The sequence below is a fragment of the Gammaproteobacteria bacterium genome, assembly GCA_033720895.1.
In the GTDB taxonomy this organism is placed as follows: domain Bacteria; phylum Pseudomonadota; class Gammaproteobacteria; order Natronospirales; family JAJUFS01; genus JAWWBS01.
This window is the reverse complement of the sequence record JAWWBS010000003.1, coordinates 1-12770: the sequence shown is the minus strand read 5'-3', so window position 1 is coordinate 12770 and position 12770 is coordinate 1. Positions and strand designations below refer to the sequence as shown.

General features: G+C 62.4%; 16 protein-coding genes. 11 read left to right on the top strand and 5 right to left on the bottom strand.

Features of this window, described 5'->3' with window-relative positions; translation table 11 throughout:
• Positions 1–10 precede the first annotated feature (10 nt).
• Genes gspK through gspG form a run of 5 tightly spaced genes read right to left on the bottom strand, consistent with a single transcriptional unit; the run spans position 11 to position 3051 of the window.
• Positions 11–955, bottom strand: a complete 945-nt coding sequence (gene gspK, locus R3217_01100; GenBank protein ID MDX1454030.1) for a type II secretion system minor pseudopilin GspK — start codon at positions 953–955, stop codon at positions 11–13.
• Positions 952–1581 carry a type II secretion system minor pseudopilin GspJ gene (gene gspJ, locus R3217_01095; protein ID MDX1454029.1) on the bottom strand — a complete coding sequence of 210 codons (630 nt, stop codon included), beginning with the start codon at positions 1579–1581 and terminating at the stop codon, positions 952–954. The genes gspK and gspJ overlap by 4 nt, the downstream gene beginning before the upstream one ends.
• Positions 1578–2000: a type II secretion system minor pseudopilin GspI gene (gene gspI / locus R3217_01090; protein MDX1454028.1), complete on the bottom strand. Its 423-nt coding sequence runs from the start codon at positions 1998–2000 to the stop codon at positions 1578–1580. Before gspI ends, gspJ begins: the two co-directional genes overlap by 4 nt.
• A complete protein-coding gene (gene gspH, locus R3217_01085; GenBank protein ID MDX1454027.1) occupies positions 2001–2606 on the bottom strand; it encodes a type II secretion system minor pseudopilin GspH in 606 nt (201 codons plus the stop codon).
• Between the two features lie 4 nt (positions 2607–2610).
• A complete protein-coding gene (gene gspG, locus R3217_01080; protein MDX1454026.1) occupies positions 2611–3051 on the bottom strand; it encodes a type II secretion system major pseudopilin GspG in 441 nt (146 codons plus the stop codon).
• A gap of 108 nt (positions 3052–3159) precedes the next feature.
• Here gspG and rrtA point away from each other — a divergent pair, with 108 nt between their 5' ends.
• The 11 genes from rrtA (at position 3160) to R3217_01025 (ending at position 12650) form a co-directional block, all read left to right on the top strand.
• Positions 3160–3852, top strand: a complete 693-nt coding sequence (gene rrtA, locus R3217_01075; protein MDX1454025.1) for a rhombosortase — start codon at positions 3160–3162, stop codon at positions 3850–3852.
• Positions 3853–3950: 98 nt separating this feature from the next.
• Positions 3951–4883 (top strand): ACP S-malonyltransferase, encoded by a 933-nt coding sequence (gene fabD / locus R3217_01070; GenBank protein MDX1454024.1) that lies wholly within the window; start codon positions 3951–3953, stop codon positions 4881–4883.
• Positions 4884–4900: 17 nt separating this feature from the next.
• Positions 4901–5644, top strand: a complete 744-nt coding sequence (gene fabG, locus R3217_01065) for a 3-oxoacyl-ACP reductase FabG (GenBank protein ID MDX1454023.1) — start codon at positions 4901–4903, stop codon at positions 5642–5644.
• Between the two features lie 174 nt (positions 5645–5818).
• On the top strand, positions 5819–6061 hold the full coding sequence (gene acpP, locus R3217_01060; protein ID MDX1454022.1) for an acyl carrier protein: 243 nt from the start codon (positions 5819–5821) through the stop codon (positions 6059–6061).
• Between the two features lie 101 nt (positions 6062–6162).
• Complete coding sequence (fabF, locus tag R3217_01055; protein MDX1454021.1) at positions 6163–7404, top strand: beta-ketoacyl-ACP synthase II; 1242 nt, start codon at positions 6163–6165, stop codon at positions 7402–7404.
• A gap of 22 nt (positions 7405–7426) precedes the next feature.
• A complete protein-coding gene (locus R3217_01050; GenBank protein ID MDX1454020.1) occupies positions 7427–8788 on the top strand; it encodes an aminodeoxychorismate synthase component I in 1362 nt (453 codons plus the stop codon).
• On the top strand, positions 8785–9585 hold the full coding sequence (gene pabC / locus R3217_01045; protein ID MDX1454019.1) for an aminodeoxychorismate lyase: 801 nt from the start codon (positions 8785–8787) through the stop codon (positions 9583–9585). Before R3217_01050 ends, pabC begins: the two co-directional genes overlap by 4 nt.
• Position 9586: 1 nt before the next feature.
• Positions 9587–10618 (top strand): endolytic transglycosylase MltG, encoded by a 1032-nt coding sequence (gene mltG / locus R3217_01040; GenBank protein MDX1454018.1) that lies wholly within the window; start codon positions 9587–9589, stop codon positions 10616–10618.
• Positions 10615–11244 (top strand): dTMP kinase, encoded by a 630-nt coding sequence (gene tmk, locus R3217_01035; protein ID MDX1454017.1) that lies wholly within the window; start codon positions 10615–10617, stop codon positions 11242–11244. Before mltG ends, tmk begins: the two co-directional genes overlap by 4 nt.
• A complete protein-coding gene (gene holB, locus R3217_01030) occupies positions 11241–12293 on the top strand; it encodes a DNA polymerase III subunit delta' (GenBank protein MDX1454016.1) in 1053 nt (350 codons plus the stop codon). Before tmk ends, holB begins: the two co-directional genes overlap by 4 nt.
• Before the next feature lie 6 nt (positions 12294–12299).
• Entirely contained in the window at positions 12300–12650 is a 351-nt protein-coding gene (locus tag R3217_01025; GenBank protein ID MDX1454015.1) for a PilZ domain-containing protein, read from the top strand.
• Positions 12651–12770 lie beyond the last annotated feature (120 nt).

Genomic DNA, 12770 nt, shown 5'->3' with positions numbered 1-12770 from the left:
TTCCTCTTCCCTAGAGTGTGCCGCGGCTGTGGCGAACCACGCGCGTCCCGTCGTTGCGCCGCTCGAGCACACTGTACAGCGAGATTTCCACAGAGCCAACGCCGACCAGGGTACGCAAGCGGAAGTAGTTGCTGTTCACGGATACCGCGTCCTGAGGCAGGCGTTGTTGTCCCACGATGTTCTCGGCTTCCGATACCTGGCTGAACGGAGCCTGCATGCGGGCCTGTACCAGCGACTCGGCATCCTGCACCGTCAGCTCGTCCGACAGGGCTGCGAGCAGCTCGGCAGGTGCCGTGTTGAGATTGATGCGGGTGATGCTGTTTTCGTCGACGCGCACTGGCAGGGCGGCGACAAAGGGCTCGATCAACTGGAACTGCTCGGCCGTCATGCCATTGACCAGGCGCAGTTCGCTGATGGAATGCATCGGGCGGTTGGCCGTGCGGTAGGCGGGCTGGTAACGGGTGTACAGCGCGTCCTCGGCACCATTGAAACCATTGGGGTCGATGTTGCGATCCAGCCAGTCGACGGTAGCGTCGGCAATGATGGGATCGAGTGCCAGGTTGGCCAGCAGGCGACGGAAAATATCCAGTTGCTCCTGGCGGACGTTGTCCTCGGCATCCACCAGGTTGTTGAGATTGAACCTCGACTGCAGGTCGCTCAGCTGTCCTTCGATGAAGCCGCCCTCGACAGGCAGGACCAGGTTCTCGGTGGCCCAGGGTTCCTGCAGGTGATCGACCTCGGCATCCTCGCGTGACAGCAGGAAGCCGGTCCAGCTTTCGGCACCCAGTGCGTATTGCCATGCCTGCTCACCGTGCAACTGGATCTCCAGCCGCCGTTGGTCGAGGTGGTTGGACCACATGATCGAGGTGGCGAGCAAGGTGGCAATGGCGACAATGACCAGCGCGATTACCAGGGCGCTGCCTTCCTGCCTGTGCGAAAAGGCCAGGTGCGTCATTGCGAGAGCTCCAACAGGCGTCGTACGAATTCCCCGTTGTCCCGCTGCAGACGGAATTCGATCGCCAGCGGCAGGGTCTCTTCGATTTCGAGGACATTGCCGCTGGGGGAATTGATGGATGGCCATTGCTCCTGCCACTCGTTGCCGGCATCGAGGTAACGGAAGTCGAGCGCCTCGACATCCTCCAGCACGACGACGCGCAAGGGCGTGGCATCCTGGGCCTGGTCGAGCACCGGCCAGGAGAGGCGCACCAGTTCGCCACCTTCCAGGCTCCAGGCGACCCGTTGCAGGGTACTGCGTTGCAGGCCGGCAGGATTGCGCCAGCCGCCGCGGGTCAGCTCGATGGCCCAGAAGCCGGCCACGCCGCCGGTCAGCGCGGGGACCGGCTGGCCGGACACGGCATCGCGAATCGGCCGGGCCTGAACCTGGGCCAGGTCACGTTCCAGGAGGGTGATGGCGCGACGAAAATCCGCCAGTTCCTGCTGGGAAGCCTCGGTGATTTCCTTCTGCCGGATCATGGCATTCAGGCCGCCGTAGGCCATGGCGGCCAGCAGGGCAAACACCGCCGTCGCAACCAGCATTTCCAGCAGCGTGAAGCCCCGGTTGTCATTGCGATTCGCGCTCATGGCGTCGCGCTCTCGGCACTCGATGCGCCCGGATTGGCGGTGGGGCGGGCTTCATAGCCGGTCAGCAGCACCAGCGAGCCCTCCCGGCGATCCTCAAGGTGGCTGACATAGACATCGATGCGACGCAGGTCATTGTCCTGCGTGCTGCTGATTTCCGCCCACCAGTACCAGCGCCTGTCGGGCTGTCCCATGACCACCTCGCCGCTGCGGCGGCCCGTATCGGCCCAGCCGGGCTGCAAGCGAATCTCCGCCAGCTGGTTGGCAGCGACCCAGTTGGCATAGGTTTTCAGTTTCATGTCACCCGCGCCGCGAGCGGCACGACCGGTCTCGGAAATCAGTGCAGCCAGGGCCACCGCAATCACGGTCAGCGCGACCAGCACTTCCATCAAGGTGAAACCGCCTTGCCGTCCAGCGCTCATCTAGAATTCGTCCTGCTGCTGGCGTTCCACGCGGCCCAGCAGGTCGACGTCCAGCGACCACTCCTGGTCATCGCGCTGGTCCCGTACCCGCAGGGTGAAAGGGGTGGTCTGGCCGCTGGAGAAGAACAGCACTTGGGGTGCCTGCTCCGGATCGCTGGTCGCCGCGGGTGCGCCATCCTTGCCCGTGGCTGTTGGCGTTTCGGGATCGGCATCGATGCCCGGATCGGCAGCGGTGTCATCGTCGGCACTCCTGCCGGACAGGTCGGTGACATTGCCTTCTACGCTGACCTCGAGTGCCAGGTGATCTGGCAAGCTCCGGGGGACGAACAGCTTCTGGTCGTCCAGTGGCACCCACTGGCCGGCCCGTTCGTCCAGGCGATAGAAGCTGTAGCGTCGATCCTCGATCCGCAGGCCCATTTCCTTGCCCGTCAGCAATGCCTCTTCCGCAGCCAGTGTGATCAACTGCGCCAGGCGGGCCGAGTGGCGTTCAGCCGTGTCCTCGTCAAAGGCGTAGTTGATCGTGGACATGGCCGCTGCCGACAGCACGGCCATCAATACCATGACAACCAGCAGTTCCAGCAGCGTGAAGCCGCGCTGAGCGTTCATCGGATCAGTTGGATTCTTCCGGATCCCAGTTGCCGATATCGGCGGCTTCACCTTCACCGCCCGGCTTGCCATCGGCGCCCAGGGAGTAGATGTCGATGCTGCCATGGCGGCCCGGGTTCAGGTATTCATAGGCATTGCCCCAGGGATCCTTGGGCAGGCGCTCGATGTAGCCACCGGCCTGGTAATTGCGGGGTTCCGGCGAGCCGCTGGGCTTGGAGACCAGTGCCTGCAGGCCCTGGTCGGTGCTCGGGTACTGGAAGTTGTCCAGGCGGTAGAGATTGAGGGCAGATTCCAGCTGGCGGATGTCCGAATTGGCTTTTACGACACGCGCCTTGCCCGGGTTGTCGGCAATACGCGGAATGACCACCGCGGCCAGGATGCCAAGGATGACCACCACGACCATCACTTCCATCAGGGTAAAGCCTTGCTGCGACTGCTTGTTCATCGGTTACTCTCTGGTTTCGAATTCGGGTAATCGGGAGGTGCTACAGCACCTGACCGGCCGATGATACACAATGAAAGCCATTGATTTGTGGCGGGAAATGACAGACGCATGAACAAGCTAAACGACGGATTTACAGCCCTGGGTGACTGGCTGCGTCGATCTGGCTGGCCGCTGCTTGCGCTGGCAGCATTGTCCATTGGCCTGAGCGCGCTGATCCAATGGAACCCGGAAGTGCAGGTGGTGCTGCGATTCGAGCCGCTGGCCATATGGGGGGGAGCGGTCTGGCAGCTTGTTACCGGCCAGCTGGTTCACCTTGGCTGGAGCCACCTAGGACTGAACCTGCTCGGTTTGCTGCTGGTTGCGGTCTTGTTCCCGGGCATCAGTGCAAAGCAATGGCTGGCTCTGGTGGTGGCGACCCTGCTGTTGGCCGGGACTATCCTGCTGGGCCTGGAAATGCCCTTCGACTGGTACGTGGGGCTCTCGGGCTTTCTGCATGGCTTGCTGGTGGCTGCAGCTGTTTACGAGGGGTTGTCAGAAGACAAATCGCCGCACGCCGAAGACGCGTGGATCAAGGTAGCTGTGCTGTTCGTGGTGACCCTCAAGGTGCTTTGGGAGCATTTTGCAGGTCCCTTGCCGATGACTGCCGAGCTAGCCGAAGGGCCCGTTGCCATTGCCGGTCATCAGGCAGGCTGGGTTGCAGGTCTTATCGCGGGGTTCATCGTAGCTGCCGTCGAGGGCAGGCGTGCGGGTCGACCAGTTGGTAACGATCTTCCGGGACGGCACGATGAGGACAACAGTTGATTGCCATGGGCCGAAATTGGCCGGCGACTCGGTTATAATCCGCGGCTTCGCTGCCGCTGGCAGGAATACATCGAACTGAATAAGAGAAGGGGTGTTTGATGTCTTACGCATTCGTCTTCCCGGGACAGGGCTCGCAAAGCCTCGGCATGCTGGCCGATCTGGCTGCCGACCACGCCGTGGTCAAAGAGACTTTTGATGCCGCCTCGGAGGCACTGGGCTACGACCTCTGGCAGGTATGCCAGGAGGGCCCGGAAGAGAAACTTAATTCCACTGAAGTAACCCAGCCTGCCTTGCTGGCGGCCGGTGTGGCCACCTGGCGGGTGTTCAGTGGCCAGTCCGAATTCCGCCCGAGCTTCATGGCGGGCCATTCGCTGGGCGAATACACGGCATTGGTCTGCGCCGGCGCCATGGATTTCGCCGATGCCATCAAGCTGGTCGAATTCCGCGGCAAAGCCATGCAGGACGCCGTACCGGCCGGTGAGGGCGCGATGGCGGCCATCCTGGGCCTGGATGACGATGCAGTGCGCGAGGTCTGCGACAAGGCGGCAGAGGGCCAGGTGGTAAGTGCGGTGAACTTCAACGCACCCGGGCAGGTCGTGATCGCGGGCAACAAGGCAGCCGTGGATCGCGCCGTCGAGCTGGCCAAGGAAGCGGGTGCCAAGCGCGCCATTCCGCTGGCCGTCAGCGCACCGTCGCACTGTGCCCTGATGCAGCCGGCAGCCGATGCGCTGGCCGAGCGATTGAAGGATGTCAGCATCCAGGCGCCAAGCATTCCAGTCATCCACAATGTGGATGTGGCGGAACACGCTGATGCGGACGGCATTCGCGCCGCGCTGGTAGCCCAGCTCCACAGCCCGGTTCGCTGGGTGGAGACGGTACAGGCCATGTCGGCCCGGGGAGTCACGGGCCTGGTCGAATGTGGTCCGGGCAAGGTGCTGGCCGGCCTCAATCGCCGCATCGAGCGTGGCATGGATGTGGTCGCACTGATCGATTCGGATTCGCTGGCCAAGGCCATCGAAGCCACTAGCTGAAACAACGGGGAAAGAACATGAGCCTTAACGGAGAAATCGCTATCGTCACCGGCGCCTCGCGCGGCATTGGCAAATCGATTGCCGAAGCGCTGGGCAAAGCGGGCGCCACGGTCGTCGGCACGGCGACCAGCGACAAGGGTGCCGCCGGCATCGACGAGCACTTCAAGTCGGCGGGTATCGAGGGCGGTGGCCTGGTGCTGAATGTCAGCGAAGCGGATTCCATTGCCGAGTTCCTGAAAGCGGCGACCGAGAAGTTCGGCACGCCGACCATCCTGGTCAACAATGCCGGCATCACGCGCGACAACCTGCTGATGCGCATGAAGGACGACGAGTGGGACGCGGTCATCCAGACCAACCTCAGCTCGATTTTCCGCCTGTCGAAGGGTGTGATGCGCGGCATGATGAAGGCGAAGAAGGGCCGGATCATCAATATCGCTTCCGTGGTGGGCCTGATCGGCAACCCCGGGCAGGCCAATTACTGCGCCGCCAAGGCGGGCATCGTCGGCTTCACCAAGTCCATGGCCCGCGAGATCGGTTCGCGTGGCATCACGGTCAATGTGGTGGCGCCGGGCTTCATCGATACCGACATGACCAAGGAATTGCCGGAAGAGTCGCGCAAGGCCATGCTGTCGCAGGTGCCGTTGGAGCGCCTTGGCAGCCCGGATGACATCGCCCAGGCGGTGCTGTTCCTGGCGGGACCGGGCGCCGGCTACATCACGGGCGAGACCATCAACGTCAATGGTGGCATGTACATGCCGTAACAGGCAGGATGGGGCCTTGGAAGCACTGATTTCCTTTCAAATCAAGGCCCCGGGAAGATTCAAACGGCCGTTTGTGGCATGGCCGGAACCTTTTCACTACAATACCCGCCGCAGTGGTGTTGCAACCCGTTTTTCCGCAGCGCCGTGGGGTAAACATTGGAGGACTGACAAGTCATGAGCAGCGTTGAAGAACGTGTTAAGAAGATCGTCATCGAACAGCTGGGCGTCAAGGAAGAAGAAGTAAAGCCGGAAGCTTCCTTCGTCGACGACCTGGGTGCGGATTCGCTGGACACCGTTGAACTGGTGATGGCACTGGAAGAGGAATTCGAATGCGAAATTCCTGACGAAGATGCCGAGAAGATCACGACGGTGAAGCAGGCAAACGATTACATCAACGAGCACCTCGGCGACAATTGATCGCGCTGCGTGTGAATTGATGCCGTTGTCGCTTCGGCGGCAACGGCTTTGCCTTTTCTGGCGTTTGTAAAAATTCTGACAAATCCTTTTCGAGGTGCAACGTGTCGAAGCGTCGTGTCGTCGTTACAGGCCTGGGTATCGTCTCGCCGGTGGGCAATTCGGTGGATGCAGCCTGGGAGAACATCAAGGCCGGGAACAGCGGCATCGGGCCGATCACGCTGTTCGACCCGTCGAACTACCCGACCCGCATTGCCGGTGAAGTCCGGGACTTCGACATTGGCGAATACCTTTCGCCGAAAGAAGCGCGACGCATGGATGCCTTCATCCATTACGGCATGGCAGCCTCGATACAGGCAGTCAGGGATTCCGGTTTCGAAGTCACCGAAGACAACGCGCACCGCATCGGTGCCATCGTCGGTGCGGGCATCGGTGGTCTCGAATCCATCGAGCAGAATTCGCTGCTGATCGAAAAGCACGATGGTCCGAAGAAGGTATCGCCGTTCTTCGTGCCAGGCAGCATCATCAATATGATCTCCGGCAACCTGTCGATCATGTATGGCCTGCGCGGTCCGAACCTTTCCGTTGTCACTGCCTGCACCACGGCGACCCACAGCATTGGCCTTGCCGCGCGCACGATCGCCTACGGCGATGCCGATATCATGGTCGCCGGTGGCGCCGAGCATGCGACCACGACGCTGGGCATTGGCGGCTTCTGTGCCGCGCGTGCACTGTCGACCCGCAATGACGAACCCGAGAAGGCATCGCGTCCCTGGGACAAGGATCGTGACGGCTTCGTGCTGTCTGACGGTGCGGGCGTGCTGATCATGGAAGAGTACGAACATGCCAAGGCGCGCGGTGCGAAGATCTATTGCGAACTCGTCGGCTTCGGCATGAGCGGCGATGCGCATCACATCACCTCGCCACCGGATGACGGTGAAGGTGCGCGCCAGTGCATGAGCAATGCCATGGCGGATGCCGGCATCAAGCCGGAAGACGTGGATTACATCAATGCCCACGGCACCTCGACGCAGGTTGGCGACAAGGGTGAAACCATCGCGATTCGCCGCGCTTTCGGTTCGCACGCCGACAAGCTGGCCGTCAGCTCGACCAAGTCGATGACCGGTCACCTGCTGGGTGCAGCGGGTGGTGTCGAAGCGGTGTTCTCTGCGCTTGCGGTTCGCGACAACATCGCTCCGCCGACCATCAACCTCGACAATCCCGACGAGGGTTGCGACCTGGACTACGTGCCGGGTTCCGCACGCGAGATGAACATCGATATCGCCATGTCGAATTCCTTCGGATTCGGGGGCACCAACGGCACCCTGATTTTCCGCAAGGTCTGACGCGACGCGTCGGCAGGCGGGCGTGAGCAAGCCTCGCTTCAAGATCGAACAGCTGCCTGCGATGCCGGACCTCTTGGCATTGCAGGCAGCCAGTCCCTCTCGCTACCCGCATCTCCTGCAAAGCACGGCGGTCGACGGCCAGCAAGGTCGTTACGACATCCTGTTCGCCTTTCCCGCCGAGTCCCTGGTGCTCGACAGGCACTGGCAGCTGAGCGGCCCGCATTCGGATGCCGGCAGTTTCCTTTCCGCACTGGATGCATGGCAGGCAGAACTCGCTGTCGAGGGATCGGACGCTACAACCCTGCCTTTCGCGGGCGGCTGGTTCGTGTATCTCGGCTACGAGCTGGCAAAGGAAATCGAACCCAAGCTGCAACTGACGCCGCCGGACGACTTGCCGATCGCGGTTGCACAGCGCATCCCGGCGGCCATCATCATCGACCAGGTCGATGGGGCAACTTACTGCCTGGCCGAGGAAGGGCAAGAAGCCTTGCTGGACGAGATGCGACAGGATGTAGCGGGTGCGGCGGCCTTCGAGCCTTGCGGACTGGATATCGTCGGCCTGCGGGAAGAGGATCCGGCACGCTACCTCGCAGCCGTGAAGCGAACCATTCGTTACATCATCGATGGCGACATCTTCCAGGCGAACCTCTCGCGCTTGTGGGAGGCGGAACTGGGGAAGGATGTCAGGCACGCCGACATCTATGACCGCTTGCGCAAGGCAAACCCGGGGCCGTACAACGCGCTGGCAACGTTTGGCGCGCAGGCGATCATGTCGTCGTCACCGGAACGCCTGGTCGAGTCGCGGCGGGGCACGGTCCAGACCCGCCCGATTGCCGGCACGCGCCCGCGCGGTGCCGATGCCGATGAAGACGCGGCATTGACGCGCGAGCTGATCGGTCATCCGAAGGAGCGAGCGGAACACATCATGCTGATCGACCTGGAGCGTAACGATCTCGGCCGCATTGCCGAACCGGGCTCGGTCGAAGTCAACGAATTGATGGTGCTCGAGACCTACGCCCATGTGCATCACATTGTTTCCAACGTGCGGGCACGACTGCGCGCAGGTGTGACGCCGGGTGAAACGATTGCAGCGACCTTCCCCGGCGGCACCATAACCGGTTGCCCCAAGGTGCGCTGCATGGAGATCATCAGTGAACTGGAGCAGGGTGCGCGCAGTGCCTACACCGGCTCGCTGGGTTACCTGAATCGCGATGGCAGCCTCGACCTGAACATATTGATTCGCACCATGATCCGTGACGAGCGCAAGATCCGGTTTCGGGCCGGCGGTGGTACGGTCTTCGATTCCATACCGGAAAACGAACTGGAAGAGACACGGGCCAAGGCAAAAGGCCTGGTGCGTGCATTGACGGGTGAAACGGGATGAAGCTTACGGGTGATGTCAGCGAGTTCGATCGCGGCCTGCTGTACGGTGACGGCGTGTTCGAAACCATGCGCGTGGTCAATGGCGGGCTGCCCTTGCTCGAGCGGCACCTGGCACGCCTTGAAGGCAGTCTTGCTGTACTTGGCGTGCCCGTGCCCGACCGGCCCGCGCTGGCCAGTGCGCTGCTGGAGGCGGCTGCCGAACAGCAGGAAGGCATTCTCAAGCTCATCGTGAGCCGGGGCGTTGGTGGTCGTGGTTATGCGGCGCCGCCTGATGTTGCGCCGACCGTTCGCGTGCAGTCTTTCCCCTTGCCGGAATGGCCCGCCTCGCACACCGAGCAAGGTGTTGCCGTCGTGGTGAGCAGGATGCGCCTGCCAACCGACGATCCACTGGCTGGAATCAAGACGCTGAATCGATTGCCGCAGGTGCTGGCGGCAACCGAACTGGAGGGTACCGGTGCGGCCGAGGCTCTGATGCGCGACGGCCAAGGCCGCATCATCGAAGGAACGCGCAGCAACGTGTTCTATCGAATCGATGGCATCTGGTACACGCCGCCGGTGTCGGCGGGCGTGGACGGGGTGATGCGACAGCTGTTGCTCGACGAGGCGCCTGTCGAGATCGGCCAGCGCCACCTGCCTGACGAGGAGCTTGCCGAAGTGGATGCCATGTTCCTGTGCAACAGCGTGTTCGGTATCTGGCCGGTCGCGCGGCTGGTCGACCGCGAGCTTGCATCAGTTACAATGATCTCCGGTTTCTCCGACGTCGTCGCACGTCGACTTTCAGGCGCTGCCAGGGAATGACATGTTGAAGCGTATTGGCATTTACGGAATCCTCGTTGGCCTGGTGATCATCGCGTCGGCCAGTGCCTATGTCTGGCATTTCTGGCAGGAGCAGCCACTCGCGTTCGATGAACCGGTCACCATCACTGTCGAACCCGGCGCCAGCCTGGGCAGGGTGGCCGCGCGCCTGGAAGGCGAGGGCATCGTCGCGTCGGCGCTGGAGCTGCGGCTGCTGGCAAGGATCGAGAACAAGGCCCATGCCATCAAGGCAGGCGAGTACCGCGTGGAGCCCGGCATCACCCTGGCTGGCTTGCTGGACAAGCTGGTTGCGGGTGACGTGGTGCAATACGAGTTCACCATCGTCGAGGGCATGAACTGGCGTGAACTGAGAGCGAAGCTCCTGGCGGAGCCTGCGCTGGTCGACACGATTTCCGGCATGAGTGATGCCGAGGTCATGGCGGCATTGGGCGAGTCGGAACTGCATCCTGAGGGGCAGTTCCTGCCGGAAACCTACCGCTTCACGCGGGGCACGACCGACCTGGAGTTTCTCGCACGTGCCCACGAGGATCTGCAAACTGCACTGGCGACTGCCTGGGATGAACGGGTCGACGGTATCCCGCTGGACTCGCCGTACGAGGCGTTGATACTTGCCTCGATCATTGAAAAGGAAACCGGTATACCGTCCGAACGGCGCGAAATCGCCGGCGTGTTCACGCGTCGACTGATCAAGGGCATGCGGCTGCAGACCGATCCGACCGTGATCTATGGTCTTGGCGAGGACTATACCGGCGACATTCGCTATCGCGACCTTCGAACCGACACGCCCTACAACACCTACACTCGTGGCGGCCTCCCGCCCACGCCGATCGCCATGGCCGGTGTGGCGGCGATCGAAGCGGCGGTCGATCCGGCCGAAGGCAAGACGCTGTATTTCGTTGCCACCGGCGATGGCGGTCACGTGTTTTCGGAAACGCTCGACGAACACAATCGCCATGTTCGGCGGTACCAGATGACACGGCGTCCTCTTGACGAGGACCGTGGAGATGGCGAATGAGGGGACTGTTCATCACGCTGGAAGGTGTCGAGGGCGTCGGCAAGTCCACCCAGCTGGCCCGCATCGAACAGCGACTTCAGGCGGCGGGCAGGGAGCTGGTCATGACCCGCGAACCTGGCGGGACACCCTTTGCCGAGGCGATTCGCGAGCTGTTGCTCGCACCGCGCGAAGCACGGGTCACCCCTGATGCCGAGCTGCTGCTGATGTTCGCTGCGCGTGCCGCCCACCTGGAAGAAGTGATCAGGCCTGCGGTGGACCGCGGCGCCTGGGTTGTGAGTGATCGCTTTACGGATGCGACCTTTGCCTACCAGGGCGGCGGCCGTGGCCTGTCGCTCGATCGTATCGCGGAGCTCGAGCGCTGGGTGCAGGGTGATTTTCGTCCCGACGCCACCGTCCTGCTGGATGCGCCAGTGGAGGTTGGCCTGGCCCGGGCAACCGAACGTGGCGAGGCGGATCGTTTCGAACAGGAAGCAGCGGACTTCTTCAAGGCTGTACGTCAGGTCTATCTCGATCGTGCCGCTGCCGAACCAGGGCGATTCCATGTCGTGGATGCGACCGGCGATGTGGAGACCGTGGGGCAGGCAGTCGACAGGATCGTTGATGAGTTGCTGGAGCGGTTCTCGTGAGCCTGGAAGCTGGTGGTGCACCTTACCCCTGGCTTGAGGGTACCTGGCGGACGCTCCTGAAGCTGGTGGCCGAGCAACGTCTCCCGCATGCCCTGTTGCTGACCGGCACCAGCGGTGTCGGCAAGCAGGCGCTGGCGGAAGCCTTTGCGCAATACCTGGCCTGCCGTGACCGCGGGGAGCAGGGCGCTTGTGGGCAATGCTCTGCCTGCCAGCAATTCCTTGCCGGCTCCTGGCCCGATTTTCACCAAGTGACCATGCTGGTCAATGAAAAGACCGGCAAGCTGAAGAAACAGATTGGCGTGGACCAGGTTCGCGAGCTGGCGGCGGAGATCGGCATGACCGCGCAACAGGGAGGCTGGAAGACGGTGCTCCTGCAGCCCGCCGATGCGATGACGGTGAACGCGGCCAACAGCCTGCTGAAAACCCTGGAAGAGCCGCCCGATAACAGTTTGCTGATGCTGGTGACCTCGCGGCCAGCCAGTCTCTTGCCGACCATCCGGAGCCGGTGCCAGCAATTGAAGCTGGCAGGGCCGAGTGCAGAGGAGGGTGAGGCCTGGCTGAAGGCGCAAGACGTGAAACTGCCGGGTCCAGCCCTGGCGCAGGCTGGCGGAGCGCCACTCGCGGCCCTGGAGCTCGCCAAGGACGAGTTCCTGGCGGAGCGTGCCGGACTGCTCAAGACGCTGGTGGACCTCAACCACGGAGCGCGCAGTGTTCCCAGTGCGGCTGCCGAATTCGACAAGATCGGTGCCGCGAACGTGCTCAAGTGGCTGGATTCGCTACTCGAAGACCTGATTCGTGCCAACCAGCTGGGTGTGACGGAGACCGGCAGCAGCGGCGGTTGGCGCAACCCGGATCTGCTTAAGTCCTTGAAAAGCCTAGCAGAAGGCTTACACTTGGAGTCAATGCACCGTTTTCGCCAGGCCGTGCGCCAGGCGGTCCGATTGGAAGAGCGGAGCAACGTCGTGCCACTGCAGCTGCTGGAAAGCCTGCTGGTGGCATGGGCCAGGCGGCTCGATACGCGAACCGTCGATCAATTGCTGGAAGGATAGGGAACCATGGCAACGCCATCACCGCGGCAAGGCATCCTCACACTGACCATCAAGGACAAGAGCGCCTTGTACGTCGCCTACATGCCGTTCGTGAAGAACGGGGGCCTGTTCATTCCGACCAGCAAGCCGTACCGGCTCGGTGACGAGGTTTTCATGCTGCTGACGCTGATGGACCAGACCGAGCGACTGCCGGTGGCAGGTCGTATCGTCTGGGTGACCCCGCGTGGTGCACAGGGCAAGCGTGCTGCGGGGATCGGCGTGCAGTTCTCGGAGCAGGACAACGGCCAGACCCAGAAGAAGATCGAAACCTACCTGGCAGGCGCCCTGGGCGCAGATCGTCCGACCCATACGATGTAAGTCGACTCCCTTTTCGAACGCGAGCCCGACGTGCTGCACGCCGGGCTTTTTCATTTCCGATTGCCGAGGTTCACATGAAGTTCTTTGATACCCACTGCCACCTGGACATGCTCGAGCCGG

Excerpts from the sequence above, each read along its gene's own strand:
- gspK (MDX1454030.1), bottom strand. The coding sequence starts at position 955 with ATGACGCACCTGGCCTTTTCGCACAGGCAGGAAGGCAGCGCCCTGGTA.
- gspJ (MDX1454029.1), bottom strand. The coding sequence starts at position 1,581 with ATGAGCGCGAATCGCAATGACAACCGGGGCTTCACGCTGCTGGAAATG.
- gspI (MDX1454028.1), bottom strand. The coding sequence starts at position 2,000 with ATGAGCGCTGGACGGCAAGGCGGTTTCACCTTGATGGAAGTGCTGGTC.
- gspH (MDX1454027.1), bottom strand. The coding sequence starts at position 2,606 with ATGAACGCTCAGCGCGGCTTCACGCTGCTGGAACTGCTGGTTGTCATG.
- gspG (MDX1454026.1), bottom strand. The coding sequence starts at position 3,051 with ATGAACAAGCAGTCGCAGCAAGGCTTTACCCTGATGGAAGTGATGGTC.
- rrtA (MDX1454025.1), top strand. The coding sequence starts at position 3,160 with ATGAACAAGCTAAACGACGGATTTACAGCCCTGGGTGACTGGCTGCGT.
- fabD (MDX1454024.1), top strand. The coding sequence starts at position 3,951 with ATGTCTTACGCATTCGTCTTCCCGGGACAGGGCTCGCAAAGCCTCGGC.
- fabG (MDX1454023.1), top strand. The coding sequence starts at position 4,901 with ATGAGCCTTAACGGAGAAATCGCTATCGTCACCGGCGCCTCGCGCGGC.
- acpP (MDX1454022.1), top strand. The coding sequence starts at position 5,819 with ATGAGCAGCGTTGAAGAACGTGTTAAGAAGATCGTCATCGAACAGCTG.
- pabC (MDX1454019.1), top strand. The coding sequence starts at position 8,785 with ATGAAGCTTACGGGTGATGTCAGCGAGTTCGATCGCGGCCTGCTGTAC.
- mltG (MDX1454018.1), top strand. The coding sequence starts at position 9,587 with ATGTTGAAGCGTATTGGCATTTACGGAATCCTCGTTGGCCTGGTGATC.
- tmk (MDX1454017.1), top strand. The coding sequence starts at position 10,615 with ATGAGGGGACTGTTCATCACGCTGGAAGGTGTCGAGGGCGTCGGCAAG.
- R3217_01025 (MDX1454015.1), top strand. The coding sequence starts at position 12,300 with ATGGCAACGCCATCACCGCGGCAAGGCATCCTCACACTGACCATCAAG.